The organism is Adhaeribacter arboris (assembly GCF_003023845.1).
Classification (GTDB): Bacteria; Bacteroidota; Bacteroidia; order Cytophagales; family Hymenobacteraceae; genus Adhaeribacter; species Adhaeribacter arboris.
Window position 1 is genome coordinate 1,217,738 of record NZ_PYFT01000001.1, and the last position, 22,082, is coordinate 1,239,819.

Sequence of the window (22,082 nt, forward strand, 5' to 3'; positions counted from 1 at the left end):
ACCAGAATAAATAAGGTTAAAACCTGCTAAATGGATTCAAAAACCAGGATGGGTTAGATTTTTCCTGTTTTTAAATCGTTGATTTGGTAATACGCTTCCCAGCCAAACTTTTTCAGCATCCGGTAGTGCGATTTTAATGCTGCGCTAAAAGAAGGGCTTTCCAGATAAGGTAAATCAAATTCTAAAGCGGTTTGTTTAACAATGGAAGCTATTTTCGGATAATGAATATGGCAGACTTTTGGGAAAAGATGATGCTCAATTTGCCGGTTTAATCCGCCTAAAAAGAAACTGGCCATTTTACTATTCGTGGCAAAATTTGCCGTAGTGCGCATCTGGTGATCCGCCCAGGCTTCCTCTATATTTCCCTGCTCGTTTGGTAATGGATAATCCGTTCCTTCTACTACGTGGGCTAACTGAAAAACCAAGCCCATGGTTAAGCCTTCGGCTAAGTGCAGACAGATAAACCCAATTACAAATTGCCACCAGGTAATATCTAAAACCAGGAGCGGCAGGGCTATGAACCAGAAATAATAGATGGCTTTGTAAAAGAACAAATTAAAATATTCGCGTTTAGGGTGGTTAACGTTACTGTGTTCTCCGATTTTTTTCTGAAAAAACTTCACGTAATCTTTACGAAGTACCCAGGAAAGAGAAGCTAAACTATAAACGCCAAAAGCATAGAAATGCTGGAAACGCTGAATTTTAGTAACTTTTCTCTCTTCCGAAATCCGGATTAAGCCGGGTGCAACTTCAATATCTTCGTCGTGACCCGGAATGTTCGTGTACGTATGGTGGACTACATTATGCGTAATACTCCAGACATAAGGACTTGCTCCAATAAGATTAAATAAAAAACTGAATATTTTATTTATTTTTTGATTTGCAGAAAAGGCGCCGTGAATAGCGTCGTGGCAAACATTAAACCCAATAAAAGCACAAAATACGCCGAGTAATAGCGCTAAGCCAAACATAGTCCAGATAGGAAACATATTGGAAATAATTAGCAGATACAGAGCCAGAAAGCCGGACAGGTAAAATATAGTTTTCACCCACATGGCTTTGTTCGCAAATTTAGAAGTGGTGTTTTCTTTTAAGTAATTTTCTACCCGTTGGCGGGTAGTGGCAAAAAATGTTGATTTGTTCGCGTTGGTGAACTTGATCTTTGTTGACATAAATAATAGTTGGAGAATCAAAATAAAAAAATATAATGCCGGTAAGGCATTACCTTAATGGAAGAAGTAATGTGTTATAAAATGCAGAATAACGGATGTGTGTTTAGGCAAAATTCTCCTGATTAACCTTTAAATGAAGGTCAATTAATAAGAAGAATTAGTTTAAATAAATAAGTTTCTTAGAGGATAGATAAGAGTATTTAGACGATTAAAGAGGCGGAGGTTTTATGCAAATAAGCATTCTGGTTGTGATGGATTGCTCCTTTTGGTAGCCATTGCCACCATATGCCTAAATCTTTTTTGATTATATTCGTATAAAATTCCGGTAACTGCTGCGATTCACCTTCAAAGTATTGCCGGAACATCCGGTCTTCTACTAATCTTTTGCGTACTTCCCGGTAAAACCGCAAACGACCATGTCCTTCCGAAGAAACTGCCCGCATAAAATTCATCCACTTGGCGGCCCGGCTCGGACCATATTTAAAGCGCCGGTAAATGGCTTTATTGGAGAAAGTATAGGCCGTTAAATCAATCACCTTATCGTAAAAATCCAACCATTCGTAATTTTGCGGCTTCACATTCATGGCCAGATGATTATTAAGAAAGTGAAAAGGAAAAGCCAATACCCGGCCCTTGCGCTGGTAATCTAAATTAAGAGGAGCCGCTTCGCCGAAGGCACTCAACAGAGAATAACCCGGGAAAGCAGCCGGCGATAAATCCACAAAACGTTTGGTGAGTTCAAAAGGCTCCTCGCCAGAATCGCTATCTAAACCTAAAACAAAGTTAGTTTGTACGTAAGGCACATACCGGAACATCATATTTACGTGTTCCGAAATCCGGTTTACCTTATCTTCTCCCGCAAGTTTATTTGTCCGCGATTTATTTCCTAGTTCGTACCAAGATTCAATACCCGGTAACAAAGCATCAAAACCATTTCGCTCCATCACCTGCAAATGTTCTTCGCTTAGAATGGAAAGACTACTTTCTGCTATAAAACGGAAGCTTTTTAGGGGAGCCGCGGTGGCAATGGCTTCCATGTTATCTTCAAAGCGTACGCCAAAGTTAGGATCATGCCAACCCACGTAGGGTCTTTTAAATTTAGTTAATAAAAAACGCAAATCTTCTTTAATAACTTCAAAATTCATGGGCTGATACGGCACCGAAGCATCAATGCAGAAAGAACAGGTATAAGGGCAACCTACGCTGCCAATCATAGGCACCATTTGCAGAAAAGGCGCTTTTTTAAGAGTGGGCTCAATAAACTTCCAGCGCTCCTTTACTCCCGGTAAGTGAGCCGGTTGCCGGCCGGCCGAAAGATGTTTGCCTACAGGACGCTGCGGCGCACAATCTTCTAATACTTCAACAATGGTAGATTGGTGCGTAAAACCCAATACATAATCAAAATATTTCACCGCATCATCCGGATAGCACCGGGCATGCGGGCCACCTAATACCGTTACCGCGCCTTGGCTCCGGAAATAATTACTAAGTGCATAAGCCAGTAAAGCTGCTTGGGTAAAAGAGCAGAGAAAAACCAGATCCAAGCCTTTCGGTAATTCCTTGCGCAAATCTTCCAGGCCGGTATAACACATTAAAGTTACTTCATGTCCCTGTTGTTCGCACCAGGTCGCCACCACTTGGGGCATAATACTCGCGAGGTTAGCATGCATCGTTCGGGCCCATAAAGTATTGGTAGGCCCTTTGCTTACCAGATCAATAACTCCAATTTTTAATTTTGTCATTTTTTTATATCTAATGATTCTGGTTTCTTAAGGTAATATAAAGCACGTAAGCCCGCCTACAAGGAGTGCAACTTTCGTTTACCATTCAGGAAACTATAAAAGAATCCTGAACGGAAGAATAAGTAAGTTTTAGGGATTGATTTAATTCTTAGAATTAGAATAGAATAGGGGTATGAGGTAACCAATTACCCAATATTTTAAAAAGAGCTAATTCTCTGCGGAAAAAGCTTTCATTTAATTAAGTTATATTACCTCTTATGCTTAGCCATAAAGGAACAACCTTTTTGTAATCGGCAAGAGCCTTATTTATATTTTTTCCTGACTGAAGAGACAAAAGGAAGAAAGAAAATTTATAATAAGTGAATATTATAGGTAAGGACATAACATATTAGTTGAGTGATTTAACAAAGCGTAATACATAGAAAGAAATATATTACTGCAACTAATATGCAGAAGTAGCAGGCTCAGAAGATCAATGTATAACTTCTTAAACTTAAAATATAGGTCTTTTTATAAGAGGAAAAACAAATAATAGTTTAACCTTTTAATAAGTGCGAAAAATTAGATTTTAATAATTTTAATTTTTTAATGCTGTTAATATTAGGATTATATTTTAGATAACAAAAAAATTCAGATTTTAGTTGTGAAACGGTACGTATTTAATCTTACGTATTATATCCAAAATATATTGTAATTTTTGCTTAATGTTTACGAAAAAGGCAGGAAAATCATTTTTTAACCTGCAAAATCTTGCACAACAATGCTTTTAAAAATAAAAAGCCTACTCTTTATGGTAGAATAGGCTTTTTATCAGGTACAAAATAAATATTTAAACTTGCACCCAGGCTTGTTTTTTATTACTCTCAATAATTTTGTCGCACAATATTAATTCCCGTAAACCATCGGCGAAAATTGGGTAAGTAGGTTCCGCCGGTTGTTTGCCTTCGCGCACGGCCGCGTACACTTCTTTAAATAATTGCTTGGAAGTATCCGGAAAACCTTCGTTGTGGCCACCGGGGAAAGAAATTAAGGCGGCACTTTCTTTGTGTACCAGTGCCGGGTCGCGCATCAGCATTTCGTTAGCTGTGTCGCGTTTGCCAATCCATAAATTATTAGGCGACTCAGAAACCCAGGATACCGTTTGGTTAGAACCGGAAATTTCCAAACTGAGGCGGTTTTTCCGGCCGGCCGAAACCTGGCTTACTGTTACTACTCCTTTGCTGCCATCGTTAAACCGAATCATGACAGTAGCATAATCTTCGGTGTTAATCGGCACTTCCTGGTAATCTTCGGGTTGCAGTATTTTGCCGGAATACGTTTCAATGGGCTTAGTTGGCTTTTTCCGGTTAGGGTGTACGGTCGAAAAATCGGCCATAACCGCCGTAATCTCTAAACCGGTAATATATTCAATTAAATCAATCAGGTGGGACCCAATATCGGCAATGGCCCGCGATTCGCCGGATTTATCGGGCTCTAAACGCCAGTTGTAATCGGTAGCGTAGAACAGCCAGTCTTGCAGGTAAGATCCTATTACCGAATGCACGTTACCCAATTCGCCTTTAACCCGCATCGCCCGCATGTGCCGGATTAACGGATAATACCGAAGATTAAAGTGGATGGCATTTACTAAACCCGTTTTTGCGGCTAACGCCACTAATTCTTCGGCTTCGGCCACGGTATTTGCCAAAGGCTTTTCGCAGACGACGTGTTTGCCAGCCAGCAAGGCAGCTTTGGCCATCGGGTAATGTAAAAAATTGGGGGTACAAATGTGCACTACTGCTATATCCGGATCGGCCAGCATCGCATCGAAGTTACCATACGATTTCTCAATGCCTAAGCTGTCGGCTTTCGTACGAGCATATTCTTCGCTGAAATCATTAATGGCGATTACTTCAATATCCGGCTGACGACGGAGCGCTTCGATGTGGGCGGGACCAATAAAACCTAAACCCGCTACACCTACTTTTATTTTTTTCATAATTATTTAGATTGAGAGATGGTACGAACCGCCAAATATATTCTTTTCATCTGAATGGATACAAAAATTTTACGGTTGATTACAAAATTTTTAATTGCCAAACCCAGGAAGAAAGCACTCATTCCTTTTAATATGATTTTTTACCAAGAAAGCTGATTAAAAGAAAAGGCAGAAGCCGGAACCAGCTTCTGCCTTTTTTAATTCTACCGGCTAAGCCGGTAAAACTTGAATTTTTCTACTACGCTGAGTCGCGCAGGGATCGAATATGATCGTGGGCTTCTTTTACCAGTTGGTATTGTTTTTCCACTATCGCTTTAAGTTCGTGCGGTAAATCGGCTTTCAGGGCTTTTTCGTAAGCGGATACGGCGTAATCTTCCCCACGCTCACATTCCGACAAAATTCGTTTGCGATCCCGGGCCACAATGGCGGAAGATAAATCCAGCCAAGCTCGGTGAACGGTACCTTCTACGGAGCCGCTTTCGTTATCGGTTTTGCCCATGCGGTGCAGTTGGTCTTGCAGTTCCGTAATCATGCTGTCGCGTTGCACCGCATATTGCCGGAATAAACCTTTCAAATCTTCTTCGTGCACATCGTGCGAAGCAGTCCGGTAGCCTTTCTCGCCATCTTTGGCGCGTTCTATCAGGTGGTGCACCACCGAAACAATTTCTTTTTCTTTGTCCATAGTTTATTTTGTTAGTACCAGGTAGAGTTTAATTTATTTTACTCTCTATAAACTGCCTTGACAAACAAAATGTTACCAGAAAAAGAGTATTCCCGCGAAATCGGGTGAAAAGGTGTAAAGCAGGGAAGTTTACAAGTTGGCCATGGCCTTACCGGCTACGTAAGCCGTCGTCCAGGCGGCCTGGAAGTTAAACCCGCCGGTAACACCGTCCACATCTAACACTTCGCCGGCGAAAAACAAACCCGGAATCTTTTTACTCTGCATGGTTTTAGCATCCATTTCGCTCAAGTCCAATCCGCCACAGGTTACAAATTCTTCTTTAAAAGTAGTTTTACCCTGTACTGCAAAGGGAGCCCGTAGTAGGTACTCCAGCAATTTATTTTGATTTTTAGCCGGTAACTCGGCCCATTTAACTTGTTCGTTAATTTGGACTAATTGAATCAAGGCTTTCCAAAGGCGGTGGGGTAAGTTAAAAAGCGGGTGCGCGGCTACGGTTCGGCGAGGAAATTCGTGCCGGTACCGCAAAAGAAAAGTGCGCAGCGTTTCTTCGGTGTGTTCGGGAACCCAATTAATTAAAATTGTAAAATGGTATTGTAACTGTTGTAAAATGCGGGCTCCCCAGGCCGAAAGTTTTAATACGGCCGGTCCGCTAAAACCCCAGTGCGTAATAAGTAACGGACCTTCGTTTTCCAGATTTTGTCCCGCAATTTTCACCCTGGCTTTCGGTACCGATACACCGGCTAACTCTTTTAAAGGCGAGGTGGGCACGTTAAAGGTAAACAAGGAGGGTACCGGTTCCTGAATAGTTAAACCTAAGTAACGTAGCCACTGATAATTTTCAGATTTTGGAGCGCCCCCCGAAGTAATCAGCACTTTATGCGCCAGAAGCGTATTCCCATTCGATAATTGTAACTCAAACTCAGGTTGTAAATTAGTGTTAAGAGGAATTATTTTTTCTGCCCCTAAGCTTGTTTCTACTTTAACTCTTGCTTGGTTTGCCGCCCGCAGTAGGCAGTTCACAATAGTAGCAGAATCATTTGTATCCGGAAACATTCGTCCATCGGCTTCGGTGTGCAAACAAACTCCATGCTTTTGAAACCAGGCCACCGTTTCGGTAGCGCCAAATTCTTTAAAAGCTGCTTTCAAAAATTTACCTCCGCGCGGGTAAAACTGAATGAACTGATTCGGGTTAAAACAATGATGCGTGACATTACACCGGCCACCGCCGGAGATTCGCACTTTAGCAAGCAGCTTATTGGTTTTTTCGAGTAGAATTACTTTCGCGGCTGGGTTATTTTCAGCACAGGCAATGGCGCCAAAAAAGCCAGCGGCTCCACCTCCCACTACCACAATCGTTTCTGTTTTAAGCACTATTCAGGGACAAAATTTTAATTTTTGTTAAAAGAAGAACATGGGATCGGGGTAAATAAATTCGTATGCAAGGGCAACTTTTAATTTTTCGTTACTGATTATTTTAAATTGGGGCGTTTCTGTAGCAGCAAATTGAGGCGGGGTTAAGCCCAAATTTTTGGCGACGGCGGTATAAAATTCATTTCTGGAAGGATGTTTATCCGTCACGGCATTATATACTTCGTGGTGCGGAGTCGGATTTTGAATCAGCTTAGCGCATAACTGTAAGCAATCTTCTAAGTGAATTAAATTAACCGGCGCCTCAGGTTGAGGTACTTCTGTTTTTCCGGCTAAAAAACGCCCCGGATGGCGGTTGCCGCCCACTAAGCCCCCGAAGCGCAAAATAATTGTTTTGTAACCAGAACTGTTCTGCATTAGGTTTTCAGCCTGGTATAACGGACTTTCCTTTAGTATTACTGCCGGATCATTTTCTTTTACCGTTCCATTCACTTCGCGGTATACGGAAGTAGAAGAAATAAACAAAACCTTTTTAACCGATGATTGCCGCAAAGCCGAAGTTAATAATTGGATTTGCGGAAGGTAAAGCGCTTCGCCTCCGGCCCTAAGCCGGGGAGGAAAACTAATAATCAGGCAATCGGCTTTCAGAAAATCCGCTAAATATAAAGCATCCGGGTTAGCGGAAAGATTTATGAGAAATGGCTGAATATTTTTCTGGCGTAATAATTCTAGTTTTTCGGGGGAGGTAGTAGAGCCCTTCACCTGGTAACCACTAGATACCAATCGTTCAGCTAAAGGTAAGCCTAACCAGCCACAGCCTAAAATACTCACCCGGTTCCATGTATTATTCATAAAAAGCTTTTCCGCGCAAAAGTAGAGAAATAATATGCCGGAGAAAAAACTTTTAATGAACTAATACACAATTAAACCACGGCTACCATGGGCTCTTCCTCTTCCTGGTTGCGGGTTTCCCAGCTCCGGAAGCGCGTAAGTTCACTTTGGAAAGTTGTTACGAACCAGGCAATTACGCTTAAATCATCGGAATATCCTATGAGCGGCAAAAAATCGGGAATGATATCAATGGGCATAACCAGGTATAGCAAAGTGGCGAGCCCCAGCACTAAGGCCCGAGTAGGAATTTGCCGGTAAGAACCATTCGCGTAGGCCCGCACTAAACGAAAAAAGGTAAAAAAAACTTCTTTAATCTGCGCAAAACCGCTTTGGGAGCTTTTAACGTCCACTAATTTATCGTAAGCTTCTTTTAATAGTAAACCAATTTTTACCGGTTTGCCCAGTAGGGCAGAGGCCCGCTTTACTAACATATGAAAAATAGCTTTTTTCGAAATTTCTAAACCTTTATCCGTTAATTTACTCATGTTGCTTTTAAGTTATTTTAGTGGTTTATACGGAAAAAATTTACATTCAGGTAGCAACAATTCTCTATTGATTTATACTTTTACCCGTTCATGTATTCTTGCAAATATATCCTTTCTGATAAATAAAATTAGAAAATCATGATAGCAAAAGCTTCTATTGCCGAACTAGCACCTTTTTACCATCGTTACCTCCAGCAAATTCCGGAAGGAGATATCTTGGTACGATTGCAAGAACAGGCCGATGAATTAAAAAAAATGTTGACTCCACTTCTGCCGGAAAAACAAAACTATGCCTACGATGCGGGAAAATGGACGGTTAAAGAATTGTTTGGTCACATGATTGATACCGAACGCATAATGGCTTACCGGACGCTCTGCATTGCCCGCGGCGAAGAACAATCGTTACCTGGGTTCGAGGAAAATGCCTACGTAGCCAATGCTCAATTCAGTAAACGGGAGTGGAGCAGCTTGCTCCAGGAGTATCAATGGCAACGGCAAGCCAATATTATTTTATTCGAGAGTTTCGATGAAACTACCTTGCCCAGAACCGGCACCGCCAACAACAACCCCGCTACCGTAAGGGGATTAATTACCGTTATTGCGGCGCATGAATTTCACCACGTACAAATCTTAAAAGAACGTTATCGTTTAAAGTAAAACCTGGTGCTTCTTCGCCCAATTAGAAATTTGAATTAAAATGGATGCCACATAATTACTCCCATTTACTTCATCAGGTAAGACTTGATCTAAAAACTAAGTTGGAAGGGTACGAAATTATATTTCGGGAATAGTAGCGTTAGAATAAGCGACAAAACTTATAAAAATAGAACCATTTGTTCTTCGTGGTAGTAAATACCCGCCGCAGTTTTAATAGCATTTTTTTCGTGGGAAAAAGGCTCAAATCCAAAGCTGCTGTATAATTTTTTAGCTTTTATGTTACTGGCGATTACGGTAAGATATACTTGCTCCAATCCAGGTATTTGCCGGGCCCGGTTTAGGGTGTTTTGAATAAGAGTTTTACCAATTCCTTTGCCCGCAAAGTGATTGCTCACGTACATCCGGTAGAGTAAAGCTTTATGGCGCATGTTCCGGGACGTATCGCGCTCGAAACTAACGACTCCCATTAATTCTTCTTGTTCGGTAACGGCTGCCAGGGTAAAACTTTCCGCAGTGCCTTCCGTCGGGAAATAAGCCCATCTTTCATCGCTGGGGCTGGTGCGAAAACAATCGGGATGGTCGCGCAAGCCTTGCAGAAAGAAATTTTTATAGTTTAAGGAGTGACTGGCGGTTAACTCAATAATTTGCATGATTTTACTTTGCTCATAAGAGTAAATACTAATTTGCCTTAAAACAAAAAACTTGAAGACTATTTTTCTACGAATTAGGCAGCAAATAATTTCAGAACAGCGCCCCGCTAAATGAAAGTTTAGCAAGAATGCAGTAGAAATTTAGATCAAAAAGGTTTTCCGCTAAAGAATACCTGCCGCTTAAATAATATGGCCCACTCCGCGCTAGCAGAGCAGGCCAATTAATGCGTTTAATCTATAAAAGTTCGTTGGCTAAGTTAGCTAACTCCGACCGCTCTCCTTTCAGTAATGTTATATGGGCATATAGCGGATGGTTTTTGGCTTTATCAATTAAATAAGACAAACCGTTACTTTGCGTATCTAAGTAAGGAGTATCAATCTGATAAATATCACCGGTAAACACAATTTTTGTATTTTCGCCGGCCCGCGTTATTATAGTTTTAATTTCGTGCGGCGTAAGATTCTGCGCTTCGTCGACGATAAAGAAAATGTTCGATAAACTCCGGCCCCGAATATAAGCCAGAGGAGTAATAACTAGTTTCTCCTGCTCCGTTAACTCTTTTAATTTCTGGTGCTCTTTACTCGTTTCTACAAATTGGTTCTGAATAAATTTAAGATTATCCCAGAGCGGCTCCATGTAGGGATTTATTTTCGACTTAATATCCCCGGGTAAAAAGCCAATATCACGGTTACTTAACGGCACAATAGGGCGCGCCAGGTAAATTTGCTTGTAGTTGCGGCGTTGCTCAATGGCGCCGGCCAGCGTTAACAAAGTTTTACCCGTACCGGCTACTCCTTGTATGGTTACCAGTTTTACCATTGGGTTCATGATAGCGTGCAAAGCAAAAGCTTGTTCGGCATTGCGCGGCTTTATACCATAACCCGTTAATTTATCTACCCGCTCTAAACGCCGCTCCACCGGATTGAAATAGGCTAGAACCGAATTTTTAAAACTCTTTAGAATGTAATAATGATTATCCTGGGGCTCTTGCTTTAAAATTTCCAGATTAGAGGATACCCCGGTTTCGTATAATTCATTAATTAAACTGGCCGGAACATTTTCTAAGCGATCCAAGCCCGTATACAAAGCATTTACATTTTGCACCTTGCCGGTTTCATAATCTTCGGCGGGCAAATTCAAAGCGCGGGCCTTTAAGCGCAGGTTAATGTCTTTGGTAACCAGTATTACTTTGCTATCGGGTCGTTCGTGCTGTAACTGCAACGCCGAATTTAAAATCTTATGGTCGGCCTTACGTTCATTAAATACTTTCTCGGCATCTACCGGCGAGTCGTGGGTCATTAATACCCGGAAGTTACCTTTATTCTTGCCTTTGAGCGGCAACCAGTCCTGAAGCTTATTTTCGTGCGAAAGTTGGTCGATAAAGCGAATAAATTCCCGGGCTTCAAAATTTTTAATGTCGTTTCCTTTTTTAAAATTGTCGAGTTCTTCTAAAACGGTAATCGGAATAGCGACATCGTTTTCTTCAAAATGTTCCACGGCACTGTGGTCGTAGAGAATAACAGAGGTGTCCAGCACAAAAATTTTCTTGATTTTGGGAGGCGTTTCGGTTTTTTTACGGGCAGGAGCTCTTTTTGCTTTTTGGGTTTCAGTCATATGCACAGAGTAATCGTTTGAAAGAGTAATTCTATTGGTAGTTTAGCTAATGTCAGGCGCAACTCCTAGCAAGTGAGCCGGATTATTTCTACGCAACGCTTGTTAAAACAGGCACTGCTCCGGAAAGTTTTTACGGGAAAAGTAGTTAAAATTCTGTTTGCCAGATAGGTACCCGATTATAGCTTTTAAAATTTAAATTTTTAGAAACAGGTAACTTAAAAGTTAAAGAATTGTTTAAAAGGAAAAGGTTTGTAGTAAAGAAATACTTTTACTAATACCGCTATAGTAGTTCAATAAATAAAGTACCAGTTCGTTTAAAATAGGTTGATTGTTTTTTGAATGAAAAATTTTCCTACATTTAAATAGACAGCAAGCAATTATACATTAAGTAAAATCAGCATGAAATTATTACTTCGGTTAGGGCTGCTGCTGGTGCTCGGGATAGCCACAAAACCAGCAGCGGAAGCGCAGGTATTAAAAAATATTTTTGGCAAAAATAAGACAAACAAAGAAAAGGAACACGTTGGCCGTTGGCAGTACAAAGAAGACAAGGAAAATCCGGGTCAAATAACGAGTAAAGGTAGATTCAAGAATGGGAAGCAAGTAAAAAAATGGAAATATTTTTACCCGAATGGTCAGATTTATCTCATCGAAAAATACGATTCTAAAAAGGACTTCCGGATTTTAAATGCTACTTATTACCATACCAACGGTAAAATAGCGCACACCGGCAAAGCCGTACAAGAAAACACCGAAAAAAAGATTCATTATTATTGGATTGGCGATTGGAAGTACTACAACGAAGACGGCACTCTGCGCAAAACGGTAATTTATGAAGCTGGTTGGCCGGTTAAAGCTATTTTCCCGGACGGCCACGAAGAGAAAGAAACGGCCGAACGGTATCAATCTGGTCCACAATTGCAATCGTTATAGTTTTACCTCCCGCCTTCAACTTTTCCAAGTAGCTTTATAATAATTTTTAGCCCGTGTTGATTGAAAATAACTTTATCAATCAACACGGGCTAAAAATTATAGTTTAGAAGCACAATACGGTATCAAACTAGCAGTCACCAACTAAAAAATTTTAATAATCTACCTTAAGGTATAATAATCTTCTTCTTCTTTATCGTGTAATCGCAGATAACCGTGCAGCACCAATTTTACCAGTATGCGGTACGCCCGGCGTCGCGGAATATGGGCCAACTTCATAAATTGAGGAAGCGTTATGCGCCGGTTGGTTTTTAAGAATTCTACTATTTGATAATCAGGTTCATCGAGGTTTAACGGTCGGGCAGCATCGGTTAGAGCTATTTCGGAACGGGTGGTGGTACTTGCCCTTTTACTCGTTTGCACACTTTCGTCTTTCACCCGCACGTAACCGCGCCAATCATCGTCTTTTACTTTAGCCAGGTGAGGCTTAATAGAACTTTCCGGTATAATTACTTCCAGCACCAGCCTTTTTTCGTGCTCAATTTCGTTGTAATTTAACGAGAGCGGGGGATCGCAGTAAAACTGAGCGGCTAGTTGTAAGGTATGTTTCTCTTCTTCCGGATCAATACCTACGATAGAACCGTTATCCTGCACGCCCACCAATATTATGCCGCCCCGGGTATTAGCAAAAGAAACTAAGGTACGGGCAATTTTATCCGGGTGCTTTATGGTTTTCTTAAAATCCAACTGCTCATTTTCCCCATTAGCAATTAAACGTAAGAGGTCGTGCATATTTGTAATTCTGTTCTCTATCTGAATAACAGTATTACCTTAAGCTTAGTTTTCTTACTTACTATACTTTTAAGAAGCTATAAGAACTTAACCTGCTTCATTTAGTTCAGGAATAAGCTTTAAAATTGAACTATAAATTTTTAATTTTTAAACAGAAAGCTTTAAAAGCAAAAAAGCGGGTATTAAACCCGCTTTTACAAATATATAGCTGATTTTAGCCTTAAAAAGGCAAATCGTTATCAATCTCTTCGGTTAAGAATGGGCTATTAGTGGCTGGTTGTTGCGCACGACTGCTGTTATTTCCGCCGCTATTAACTGGGGCAGCGCCAGCACTTTCGATGCGCCAGGCTTGCAGATTCGTAAAATACATGGTGGTACCGTTTTTAGTAAAAGGCTTACCCGAAAGATTAAAATTTACTTTTACTTCATCGCCAATTTTAAACTGATCAATCACATTGCATTTATCCTGCGTTAGTTGAAACTTAACGTGCTGCGTAAAAGAACCATCCGGAATTTCCAGCACAAATTCGCGCTTGCGAAATTTATCGCTTACCTGAACTTCATCGAATATTTCGTGTAATCTTCCTTGAACATCAAAAGACATAATACCTGATTTTATAAATGAAAAAAATAAATACCTATCACAAATATACGTATTTAGTAGTGGAAAACTTGCTTTCGACCGGATTATTTCCGGTTAATTTAAGGCTACTAATTTTAGTTTTTTATACCCGTACCCACGTATTGATATGCCTAAACTACGTACTAGTTGATTTACTTTTTAGAATTTATTTGCTTATGAATCCAATTGCCATTGCTATTCACGGGGGAGCCGGCACTATTTTACGCGCTCTCATGACGGATGAAAAAGAGAAAGCTTATTCCCAAGCATTACAAGAGGCGGTAGAAAGAGGTCACCGGATTCTGGAAAAAGGGGAAAGCGCATTAAAAGCGGTAGAGGAGACTGTGCGTCAACTGGAGGATTGCATTTTGTTTAACGCCGGTCGCGGGTCGGTATTTACGCACGAAGGGCAGCACGAAATGGATGCCGCTATTATGTGCGGGACAACCGGAATGGCGGGAGCGGTAGCCGGGGTACGCCGGGTTCGTAATCCTATTTCTTTAGCCACGGCCGTTATGCAGCATTCGGAGCATGTTTTATTATCCGGAGAAGGCGCTGAGACCTTTGGCCGGAAGGTAGGAGCTGCTTTTGAACCCGACGACTATTTCTTTGATGCTAACCGGTACGAACAGTGGCAAGCCGCCAAGGCCGAAGATACCGTACTTCTAGATCATAATGCCTCCTATCTGACAGATAAAAAGTTTGGCACCGTGGGAGCCGTAGCTTTAGATGTTGCCGGCAATCTGGCGGCGGCCACTTCTACGGGCGGCATGACGAATAAAAAATTCAATAGAATAGGCGATTCGCCCATCATAGGAGCAGGAACTTATGCCCATAACGCTACTTGTGCCATTTCCTGTACGGGCCACGGCGAATACTTTATGCGGGCTGTCGTGGCCTATGATGTTTCTTGTTTAATTGAATACAAGGGTATGACGCTGGCCGAAGCTTGCCATTACGTAGTGCAGAATAAATTAAAAAAACAAGGCGGCGAAGGCGGGCTTATTGCATTAAACACCCAAGGCGAAATAATCCTATCTTTTAACTCGGAGGGTATGTACCGCGCCAGCAAACGCAACAACGAACCTATTTACGTGGGGATTTATGAGTAATTTAATTTTGAATGAGTGGATGAGTGGATGTTGAATGAGTGAATAAAAAGTTTTGTGAAGGGAGAAAGGAATAATTCGTAAAAAAAAACTTTTTAGGTTTCAAATTATCTTTCAGGAGAATGAGTAAAATATTGCTCATCAAATTAATCATTGATAAAATTTATATTCTCTCATTCCTATATTATCTCCTAATCTAAAAATTCACTCATTCAACATCCACTCATCCACTCATTCAAAATTCACTCATTCCAACATTCAATCATTCATTTAGGCGAAAGATTATCTAAAATATCCTGTACGTGGCGCTGGTGGGTTTCGGCATCTTTATAAAATTCGCGTAAGTATATATCATACACATTGCCTTTAGCCAGAACATGCATGATAATATTTTCGATAGACAAAGGCTCGCCGCGGTTTGCTTCATGGGCATTGTTGTACCCGATACGATAACCATCTACAATAATTACCAAGTTAGAGCCAATAGTTTCTATCAAATTACCTTTGGTTATTAATACTCCCGTGTCTTCGCCCAGCCCAATCCCAATTTTGCGCGTATGCAGGGCTACTGCTTCCATTAATCGACCAAAACGGCCCCGCTTCACAAAATGCGAATCAATAATCACATTTGGTAAAAAGCTTAAACCATGGTCTAATTTAACGGTGCCTTTCATTAAAGCTTCAAAGCTGCTGCCGCGCCTAATCATGATACCCGACATGGCCATAGCCCCCGCACTGGTACCCGCCAATACAAAGGATTCTTCTTGCTGGTAACGCTGCTTGCAGATCTCCAGAAATTCTGTATTGGCAAACATTCGCGTTAAACGGGCCTGATCGCCCCCCGAAAACAAGATACCATCGGCTTGGCGTAAACGCTCTAAGTAAATGGGCAAATCAGTTTCGGGCGGCGTTCGGATGTGCATTAAACCTACATTGGTAATGTTCAAAATACCAAAAGCTTTCTGATAAACATGGCCCACTTCTTCCGGAATCATGGAGGCGGTAGTAATTACTTCAATGCGCGGATTAGTTTTGCCTAGTTCCGCGGAAAATCGCTTTAAAATGCCCAGTTCAAAAAAATTAAGGTAATATTTTCGCTTCGTTCGCGGGTTAGGATAGGTACCCTTATCTTCGTTGCCGCCAATGGCAATAATTTTTCCTTTGGGTGTATTCACTGGTATTTTGTTATTCTGCTTTTATTAAGATTCTCTTCTGCTTAAGCCCGATATAATCTATTAATTAACCGTGTATGCAAAGTAAGTACTTTTGGTTACAACGTACACCATTTACCTAAGCATACCGTCTACCGAACCAGGCATTTCGCTTGTATAATTACAGATGAAAATAAAAAAGATATTGCCTTAAACTTACTTATTCCTCCAACCTATTGACACTTTTTAAGCTTTTTTTATAGATGATGTGATTTTCTGATTTTGTTGATAGGAGCTTTTATATGCGTATATAAAATTAAAATTTTCTATATCCGGGTTACCTAATAATGCCTAAAAATGAAAGATTAATATAAATTTTTATAATAAACCTTCCGGGTAGGGGAGGCGTATAGAGGTAAACACATTTAATAAGTTATATTCTCAACTAAAATATAGAAACTATGAAAATGCAATCTTTGAATGATTTATTGGTGCATCAATTACAAGACCTTTACGGGGCCGAACAGCAACTGCTAAAGGCCATGCCGAAAATGGCCTCGTCCGCTAAATCAGCCAAACTAAAACAAGCTTTAGAAACCCACATGGCGGAAACTCAAAATCAGGTTCAGCGTCTGGAACAAGTTTTTCAATCAATGGGTATTGAAGCCGAAGCCATTAAATGTAAAGCGATGGAAGGACTTTTAAAAGAAGCCGATGAAATGCTTTCGGAAGATGCCGACCCTGAGGTTATGGATGCCGGTATTATAGCCAGTGCGCAACGCGTGGAACATTACGAAATTGCCGGTTACGGTACCGCCAGTACTTACGCGAAGTACTTGGGCCACAACGAAGCATTTAACTTATTGCAGCAAACCTTGAACGAAGAAAAGAAAACCGATGAATTGCTTACCGTTATTGCCGAATCATCGGTTAACATTAAAGCGGAAAATCATTAGTAAAAATATATTTGATAATTAGTATATTATTAAAACTATCCATATATTTGAGCAAGTATAGTGTAATTTAGAAGTGAGAATCCTGTATGGCGTATTTCATTGCGGCATGCAGGATTTTCCTTTTTACAACCTTACTTAAATTAGCACCTGTTTAAGTAAATAATAACTTATCTACTGATTGGCGGGTAACGGCGTGGTAATTAGGTCGGGCTTTCTCATAAATACCTTTCGCCCAATTTTTACCCGAGGGTTTATCAGCCATTAATTTATACAAAGGCAATACAAATTTCCGCCGGCCTACTCCTAGTAAAAACTTTTCGAGGGTTTCTTCTATGGGTTTATAACCTTTTTTTAACGCCATTTCAAACCAAGCGGCCGCTATTTCGGCATTATTGGAATGTGTAAAATAAAAAACTTTATCTAAATGAACCATGTCGGCTTCTTGCAGGCTCGCTTGAATTAACTGCAAGAAATACAACCATTCGTGGGTAGTCCAGTTCAGGTGATTTAAAACGGAAGCGTCTTTAGTGGATTGCCATTCTTGAGCTTTATCTTCCACCAAGGTAAACCGGGACGAGGACAAGGATATAGCGGTTAGAGGTAATCCGGGTTCGTAGAGCCATTTTTTGGGCTTTACTTTCTGCTCTACTAATTCTTTCTCCGGGGCAAAAAAGGCTTGTAAATAATTCAGAAAATTTTCGGTCGTATTAGATCTGAAAGAATAAGTTTGAAAGTAATCCTGGATGAAAGCATCAAACCGGGCGCGGCCAACTGCTTTTTCAATGGTTAACAGAAAAAGATTGCCTTTTTCGTAGGCTATCTCCGTTAAACCTTCGTCCGGATCCCGGTTCTCTAAATTTAGTTTTAAGCACGTATCCGGATTAGTTACTCCCAGTTCATCCATCGTTTTCATTAAATCCTGATAACCTAAAACTTTTAGCATATCGGCGTATTCCGAACCGTACAAATATTCCATTATGCGTCGCTCAAAGTAAACGGTAAAGCCTTCGTTTAACCAGAAGTCGTTCCAGGTAGCATTGGTTACTAAATTACCCGACCAGGAATGTGCTAATTCGTGCGCCACTAAACTGGTCAAGGAACGGTCACCGGTAATAATAGTGGGAGTCGCAAAGGTTAAACAAGGATTTTCCATACCGCCAAATGGAAAACTGGGGGGTAGTACCAGCACATCGTACCGACCCCAGGGATAGGTGCCGTACAAATCTTCGGCGGCTTGTAGCATTTTCTCCATTTCGGCAAATTCGTAAGCAGCGGCAGAAAGCAGGGCGGTCTCGGCGTAAACTCCCGTTCGGGGCCCAATAGCTTGAAAATTTATTTGCCCAACGGCTAAGGCCATTAAGTAGGAGGGAATAGGATGAACCATTTTAAAAGTATACTGTCCGTCAGCCGCAATTTCTGAAGGATTCTCGGCGCTCATTAAAGCAAAAAAACCAGGCGGTACCTCCACCTGAGCCTCGTACGTAAACCGCACCGCAGGAGAGTCCTGACAAGGTAACCAGGTCCGGGCTAAAATAGCTTGTGATTGGGTAAACAAAAATGGCTGCTGTCCACCGGCCGTTTGTTCGGGTTCCAGCCACTGCAGAGCGGCTGAGGCAGAAGTAGTTTGATAATGAATAGAAATTTCTTGGCTATCGGGCAGTAATAAAATTTCTAAGGGCTGGCCCAGGTATTCTTTTTCTGCTCCCAACGAAAAACTAACCGGCGTTTGGTTTACATAAACTGCCTGAATGACTAAATCTTTAATATCCAGAATGATCTTACCTGCCTGGGGCTGCTTTTGAATAAGGTAAGTGGCTATCCCCGATAAAGTTTTAATGTTGAAATCAACCTTTATTTGCCAGGATAAATGCGTAACGCTCGCTTCTTGCGGGCGGGAAAAACTATGCGGATCGTTAAATAGAATAACCTTACCGGATGTCATAAGTAAGTTTTAAATTTTACAATAAGAATTAAGTTTTTTAGTACAGATAATTTAAGTACCTGCCTACCAATGCAAAATTTATTTGTTCAGATTCTGGTCTTAAGCAAGAGGAACTTACCCTTATTTAAAGATTACCCATTTTATGGCTGATAGATATAATTGCTTCAATCTAAACCATTTAAAAATCACTACATCCATTTTTAAAGAAAATCGGTTTCATGTGGTGCCCGTGTAAAATTTTCTATTCTGAACAAGTTCTGTTTTAAAGATAACATTTTTTGATTATACCAGTAAAACCAGCTACCTATTCTGGCCTTACTTTACCTTACTGAAAGAAAAAGCAAGAGCTATTAAACTACCTTTTTGGAATAAAGCTTGCTGCTAATTAGTGGCTTCTGGAAAAGAAACGCTTGGATGGGTAAGCCAAAAGAATTAGAATCCGATCCGAAATATGTTACACCAACGCAAACAATTTGTATGCTGGCAAATATTTATTTGCTTTTTAGTGTTCATTCAATTAACGGCTTGTAACAGAGCAAAAAATAAAAAAGACAACCTCACCAAAGAAGAACAAGCCAGCGCTAAAACAGATAGTGCCTTCATCGAAAATTTCTTAAAGCAAGAACCAAAATTTAAAAAGTTTAGGGCCACTACCATGCTTTTTTACCGCACCCGGGATTACCGGTTGGGGTGGTTTAAGAAAGATAAACTGGTGCCCCAGGCAAATACTTTCCTGAACGTTGTGAATAAAGCCTCGCGCGAAGGACTAAATCCGGAAGATTATAAAATTAAGGATTTTAACGCTTTGCTGAAGCAATACGAAACAACTAACAACGATTCCTTAAAACACCAACTGCAAGAAAAGATTGATGTTATGCTATCGGCTTCTTACTTTCATTATGCTTCTGATTTTTACCGAGGTACGGTTAACCCCAGGGAACTGGATAACATTGAGTGGAGTGTAAAACGGAATAAAATAAAATTACACAAAGCGCTGCAAACTATTCTGCGTGAACGAGACAGCCGGTATCCATATTACCAGTTTGAGCCTTTGCACGAAGACTATAGTCGTTTAAGAACGGCTTTACAGCAATACCGCAACATTCGCCAAAATGGAGGCTGGCCTAAAATTGAAAATGCAAAGATTAATTTGCACCGCGGTGAAGTATCGGCGGCGGTACCTTTACTACGAAAACGTTTATTGACACCCGATCGCCGGCACGTGAATCGGCCCGATTCCACTCGTTTTGATGAAGAACTGGAAAAAGCCCTCCGGGATTTTCAGGAACGTCATGGACTGAAAGTAGATGGTATTCTTAACAAAGAAACCCTCCGTTCTTTGAACGTATCGCTCGACGACCGCATTGACCAGATTATTATAAACATGGAGCGCTGGCGTTGGATTCCGAAGCCCAAAGAAATGGAGCGCAAACACATTTTCGTGAATATTCCGGCATACACCCTCTATGCCAAAGACAAAGGGAAAGATGTATTTAACATGCGGGTTATCGTGGGAAAAGTGATGAACTCAACGCCTATTTTTAGCGATAAACTGGAGTACATTGTTTTCTCACCTTACTGGTACGTACCGTTTTCAATTATTGCTAATGAAATGAAGCCGCATTTACTGGCTGATCCGGGTTGGTTGGAACGGATGGATATGGAGGTGGTGCAAGGGCAGGGGAAAGATGCCGTACCGGTAGATCCTTATTCTATTGATTGGAGTTCTATTACCAAAGATAATTTTAAATATTTCGTTCGTCAGCGACCGGGACCTAAAAACCCACTGGGCGATATTAAATTTATTTTCCCGAATGAGCACGAAGTGTACCTGCACCATACGGCTGCCGCCCAACTTTTTAATCAAACCCAGCGCGGCTTTAGCCACGGGTGCATCCGGGTAGAGAAACCGGTTGAACTAGCTCAATTTTTACTGGCTGGTAAACCGCAATGGACCGAAGAAGCCATTGTGGAAGCCATGCACGCCGGTACGGAACGGTACGAAAACTTGCCCGAAAAAATACCCGTTTATATAGTTTACTTTACTTCCTGGGTAGATGATAACGGCCGCATTCATTTCCGCGACGATATCTACAGCCACGATAAAGAACTGGAAAAAGAATATTTTAACTAAGGCATTACTTTTTGCACGCAAACAAACAAGCCGGTAATTTTAAGTACCAACTTGTTTGTTTTTTAATAGTTTACTATTTGCTATCAATACCTAATGGAAATAAACAAGAGGTATTAACTGGTTATAATTAGAATCAGATATCCAAGAAGAAGTGACAGCAGTTTGGCTATGAAGGCCCTTCTAAGCTTCCGGTGCCGAGGCACGAGGCATTGTAAGGCTCGAACAAAGGAAGCTTAGAAAGCCCGGAAGAGCTAAACGAGGCCCGCCGGTCACGAGGCAAACGGGTTACCGTGCGAACCGCATCAGCACCGTAACATGGAGACGGGAACCAACTCCAAAGACAAACAGGTAATAATACTTCTATCCAATACGACTTATACGTTTCAAGCTGGTATTCCTTAGGTGCTTTATTCCCTATTTATCATAAAAACAGCCTATTCAAATAAAGTAGCCGAAATTTATTCTACTCCGTTCTTAGTTTATACCCTAAGTTAAAGGTAACTTTTACCAGTTGACGGAGTAAAAAGAACATTCTTGCTTAAGAAAGCGAGTAGATGAAAAATAATTTAGTTCAAAAGCTATGAAAAAGAAATTGTATGTATTTTTGCTGTCGCTGGCAATAGTAGGAGTGGGTTGTCAAGGGAAAGATCACCGTACTCCGCCGGAAGGTTATGGCGCCGGTCAAATAGAAAGTAATAACGCGGATAATCCGAATGATGGAACCAATACTTCCATGGAATCGCCGGTAAATATTAAACCAGATAGTGGGATAACGGGTATGGATAGCGCTAACATGGCTAAAAAACCCGGCCAAACCAGCGCCGAAGATCCAGATGCGGCGAAAGCTACTTCGGTAACAGAAAATAACGCGGGTAACTCGGAAACTAGGGGTAAAGAAAATAATTCGCCCAGTCGGCAGATGCCGCAAACAAATAAACCACAAAATAAAAAACAACAATAATTTTGTTTTATAAACCGTAAATTGAAGAAATGAAAAAATTAATCTATGCCGGTGTTTTGGTCCTGACCCTTGTTTCGATCCAGGCCTGCGAAACGCAAAGTGATCGCGATAATGATCCTAGTAAAGATGCTGCTCATAAGCGGAACCACCGATCTGAGTACGCAGAAGAAGCCCAGGAGTCGCATTAACCGGCAAGAAGAAGGATAGCCCCAAAGCTATCCTTCTTCTTTTACGGACGTTCTAAA

20 protein-coding genes are annotated in these 22,082 nt (G+C 41.0%); 7 read left to right on the forward strand and 13 right to left on the reverse strand.

Annotated elements, in window-relative coordinates; genetic code table 11:
- Window positions 1-53: 53 nt before the first annotated feature.
- The 7 genes from AHMF7605_RS05110 to AHMF7605_RS05140 all read right to left on the reverse strand — a co-directional run bounded on the left by AHMF7605_RS05110 (window position 54) and on the right by AHMF7605_RS05140 (window position 8,318).
- On the reverse strand, window positions 54-1,172 hold the full coding sequence (locus tag AHMF7605_RS05110; protein WP_106927078.1) for a fatty acid desaturase family protein: 1,119 nt from the start codon (window positions 1,170-1,172) through the stop codon (window positions 54-56).
- A gap of 200 nt (window positions 1,173-1,372) precedes the next feature.
- Complete coding sequence (locus AHMF7605_RS05115) at window positions 1,373-2,914, reverse strand: B12-binding domain-containing radical SAM protein (RefSeq protein ID WP_106927080.1); 1,542 nt, start codon at window positions 2,912-2,914, stop codon at window positions 1,373-1,375.
- A gap of 829 nt (window positions 2,915-3,743) precedes the next feature.
- Entirely contained in the window at window positions 3,744-4,892 is a 1,149-nt protein-coding gene (locus AHMF7605_RS05120) for a Gfo/Idh/MocA family protein (RefSeq protein WP_106927082.1), read from the reverse strand.
- 238 nt (window positions 4,893-5,130) lie between these two features.
- Window positions 5,131-5,574 (reverse strand): ferritin-like domain-containing protein, encoded by a 444-nt coding sequence (locus tag AHMF7605_RS05125; protein WP_106927084.1) that lies wholly within the window; start codon window positions 5,572-5,574, stop codon window positions 5,131-5,133.
- Window positions 5,575-5,703: 129 nt separating this feature from the next.
- Window positions 5,704-6,945 carry a BaiN/RdsA family NAD(P)/FAD-dependent oxidoreductase gene (locus AHMF7605_RS05130; protein WP_233218949.1) on the reverse strand — a complete coding sequence of 414 codons (1,242 nt, stop codon included), beginning with the start codon at window positions 6,943-6,945 and terminating at the stop codon, window positions 5,704-5,706.
- A 27-nt stretch (window positions 6,946-6,972) separates the two neighbouring features.
- A complete protein-coding gene (locus AHMF7605_RS05135; protein WP_106927086.1) occupies window positions 6,973-7,794 on the reverse strand; it encodes an SDR family oxidoreductase in 822 nt (273 codons plus the stop codon).
- A gap of 71 nt (window positions 7,795-7,865) precedes the next feature.
- Window positions 7,866-8,318 (reverse strand): YkvA family protein, encoded by a 453-nt coding sequence (locus tag AHMF7605_RS05140; RefSeq protein ID WP_106927088.1) that lies wholly within the window; start codon window positions 8,316-8,318, stop codon window positions 7,866-7,868.
- A gap of 138 nt (window positions 8,319-8,456) precedes the next feature.
- On the opposite strand from AHMF7605_RS05140, the gene AHMF7605_RS05145 reads away from it, so the two are divergent.
- Window positions 8,457-8,975 (forward strand): DinB family protein, encoded by a 519-nt coding sequence (locus tag AHMF7605_RS05145; protein WP_106927090.1) that lies wholly within the window; start codon window positions 8,457-8,459, stop codon window positions 8,973-8,975.
- A gap of 158 nt (window positions 8,976-9,133) precedes the next feature.
- Here the strand turns inward: AHMF7605_RS05145 and AHMF7605_RS05150 are convergent, their stop codons facing one another.
- Window positions 9,134-9,625 carry a GNAT family N-acetyltransferase gene (locus tag AHMF7605_RS05150; RefSeq protein ID WP_106927092.1) on the reverse strand — a complete coding sequence of 164 codons (492 nt, stop codon included), beginning with the start codon at window positions 9,623-9,625 and terminating at the stop codon, window positions 9,134-9,136.
- 235 nt (window positions 9,626-9,860) lie between these two features.
- Window positions 9,861-11,240 carry a PhoH family protein gene (locus AHMF7605_RS05155; protein WP_106927094.1) on the reverse strand — a complete coding sequence of 460 codons (1,380 nt, stop codon included), beginning with the start codon at window positions 11,238-11,240 and terminating at the stop codon, window positions 9,861-9,863.
- Window positions 11,241-11,639: 399 nt separating this feature from the next.
- On the opposite strand from AHMF7605_RS05155, the gene AHMF7605_RS05160 reads away from it, so the two are divergent.
- Window positions 11,640-12,173 (forward strand): toxin-antitoxin system YwqK family antitoxin, encoded by a 534-nt coding sequence (locus AHMF7605_RS05160; protein ID WP_106927096.1) that lies wholly within the window; start codon window positions 11,640-11,642, stop codon window positions 12,171-12,173.
- A gap of 159 nt (window positions 12,174-12,332) precedes the next feature.
- Here the strand turns inward: AHMF7605_RS05160 and AHMF7605_RS05165 are convergent, their stop codons facing one another.
- Window positions 12,333-12,962 carry an AlbA family DNA-binding domain-containing protein gene (locus AHMF7605_RS05165; RefSeq protein ID WP_106927098.1) on the reverse strand — a complete coding sequence of 210 codons (630 nt, stop codon included), beginning with the start codon at window positions 12,960-12,962 and terminating at the stop codon, window positions 12,333-12,335.
- A 220-nt stretch (window positions 12,963-13,182) separates the two neighbouring features.
- Window positions 13,183-13,566: a DUF3127 domain-containing protein gene (locus AHMF7605_RS05170; protein WP_106927100.1), complete on the reverse strand. Its 384-nt coding sequence runs from the start codon at window positions 13,564-13,566 to the stop codon at window positions 13,183-13,185.
- Between the two features lie 194 nt (window positions 13,567-13,760).
- Between AHMF7605_RS05170 and AHMF7605_RS05175 the strand changes: the two genes are divergently transcribed.
- Window positions 13,761-14,696, forward strand: coding sequence for an isoaspartyl peptidase/L-asparaginase family protein (locus tag AHMF7605_RS05175; RefSeq protein ID WP_106933353.1), 936 nt, complete (start codon window positions 13,761-13,763; stop codon window positions 14,694-14,696).
- A 263-nt stretch (window positions 14,697-14,959) separates the two neighbouring features.
- Here the strand turns inward: AHMF7605_RS05175 and AHMF7605_RS05180 are convergent, their stop codons facing one another.
- Entirely contained in the window at window positions 14,960-15,868 is a 909-nt protein-coding gene (locus AHMF7605_RS05180) for a cyanophycinase (RefSeq protein WP_106927102.1), read from the reverse strand.
- 437 nt (window positions 15,869-16,305) lie between these two features.
- On the opposite strand from AHMF7605_RS05180, the gene AHMF7605_RS05185 reads away from it, so the two are divergent.
- Window positions 16,306-16,800 carry a YciE/YciF ferroxidase family protein gene (locus AHMF7605_RS05185; protein WP_106927104.1) on the forward strand — a complete coding sequence of 165 codons (495 nt, stop codon included), beginning with the start codon at window positions 16,306-16,308 and terminating at the stop codon, window positions 16,798-16,800.
- 151 nt (window positions 16,801-16,951) lie between these two features.
- Here the strand turns inward: AHMF7605_RS05185 and AHMF7605_RS05190 are convergent, their stop codons facing one another.
- A complete protein-coding gene (locus AHMF7605_RS05190; protein ID WP_106927106.1) occupies window positions 16,952-18,742 on the reverse strand; it encodes a M1 family metallopeptidase in 1,791 nt (596 codons plus the stop codon).
- A 451-nt stretch (window positions 18,743-19,193) separates the two neighbouring features.
- On the opposite strand from AHMF7605_RS05190, the gene AHMF7605_RS05195 reads away from it, so the two are divergent.
- The 3 genes from AHMF7605_RS05195 (at window position 19,194) to AHMF7605_RS30770 (ending at window position 22,025) form a co-directional block, all read left to right on the forward strand.
- A complete protein-coding gene (locus tag AHMF7605_RS05195; protein ID WP_106927108.1) occupies window positions 19,194-20,876 on the forward strand; it encodes a L,D-transpeptidase family protein in 1,683 nt (560 codons plus the stop codon).
- 580 nt (window positions 20,877-21,456) lie between these two features.
- The gene (locus AHMF7605_RS05200) at window positions 21,457-21,837 is read left to right on the forward strand and encodes a hypothetical protein (protein ID WP_106927110.1); all 381 of its coding nucleotides are present in this window, start codon (window positions 21,457-21,459) and stop codon (window positions 21,835-21,837) included.
- Window positions 21,838-21,893: 56 nt separating this feature from the next.
- Complete coding sequence (locus tag AHMF7605_RS30770) at window positions 21,894-22,025, forward strand: hypothetical protein (protein WP_262512335.1); 132 nt, start codon at window positions 21,894-21,896, stop codon at window positions 22,023-22,025.
- The last annotated feature ends 57 nt before the right edge of the window (window positions 22,026-22,082 follow it).

Excerpts from the sequence above, each read along its gene's own strand:
- AHMF7605_RS05160 (WP_106927096.1), top strand. The coding sequence starts at position 11,640 with ATGAAATTATTACTTCGGTTAGGGCTGCTGCTGGTGCTCGGGATAGCC.
- AHMF7605_RS05135 (WP_106927086.1), bottom strand. The coding sequence starts at position 7,794 with ATGAATAATACATGGAACCGGGTGAGTATTTTAGGCTGTGGCTGGTTA.
- AHMF7605_RS05115 (WP_106927080.1), bottom strand. The coding sequence starts at position 2,914 with ATGACAAAATTAAAAATTGGAGTTATTGATCTGGTAAGCAAAGGGCCT.
- AHMF7605_RS05190 (WP_106927106.1), bottom strand. The coding sequence starts at position 18,742 with ATGACATCCGGTAAGGTTATTCTATTTAACGATCCGCATAGTTTTTCC.
- AHMF7605_RS05110 (WP_106927078.1), bottom strand. The coding sequence starts at position 1,172 with ATGTCAACAAAGATCAAGTTCACCAACGCGAACAAATCAACATTTTTT.
- AHMF7605_RS05195 (WP_106927108.1), top strand. The coding sequence starts at position 19,194 with ATGTTACACCAACGCAAACAATTTGTATGCTGGCAAATATTTATTTGC.
- AHMF7605_RS05185 (WP_106927104.1), top strand. The coding sequence starts at position 16,306 with ATGAAAATGCAATCTTTGAATGATTTATTGGTGCATCAATTACAAGAC.
- AHMF7605_RS05175 (WP_106933353.1), top strand. The coding sequence starts at position 13,761 with ATGAATCCAATTGCCATTGCTATTCACGGGGGAGCCGGCACTATTTTA.
- AHMF7605_RS05170 (WP_106927100.1), bottom strand. The coding sequence starts at position 13,566 with ATGTCTTTTGATGTTCAAGGAAGATTACACGAAATATTCGATGAAGTT.
- AHMF7605_RS05145 (WP_106927090.1), top strand. The coding sequence starts at position 8,457 with ATGATAGCAAAAGCTTCTATTGCCGAACTAGCACCTTTTTACCATCGT.
- AHMF7605_RS05200 (WP_106927110.1), top strand. The coding sequence starts at position 21,457 with ATGAAAAAGAAATTGTATGTATTTTTGCTGTCGCTGGCAATAGTAGGA.
- AHMF7605_RS05150 (WP_106927092.1), bottom strand. The coding sequence starts at position 9,625 with ATGCAAATTATTGAGTTAACCGCCAGTCACTCCTTAAACTATAAAAAT.
- AHMF7605_RS05155 (WP_106927094.1), bottom strand. The coding sequence starts at position 11,240 with ATGACTGAAACCCAAAAAGCAAAAAGAGCTCCTGCCCGTAAAAAAACC.
- AHMF7605_RS05120 (WP_106927082.1), bottom strand. The coding sequence starts at position 4,892 with ATGAAAAAAATAAAAGTAGGTGTAGCGGGTTTAGGTTTTATTGGTCCC.
- AHMF7605_RS05125 (WP_106927084.1), bottom strand. The coding sequence starts at position 5,574 with ATGGACAAAGAAAAAGAAATTGTTTCGGTGGTGCACCACCTGATAGAA.
- AHMF7605_RS05165 (WP_106927098.1), bottom strand. The coding sequence starts at position 12,962 with ATGCACGACCTCTTACGTTTAATTGCTAATGGGGAAAATGAGCAGTTG.
- AHMF7605_RS05140 (WP_106927088.1), bottom strand. The coding sequence starts at position 8,318 with ATGAGTAAATTAACGGATAAAGGTTTAGAAATTTCGAAAAAAGCTATT.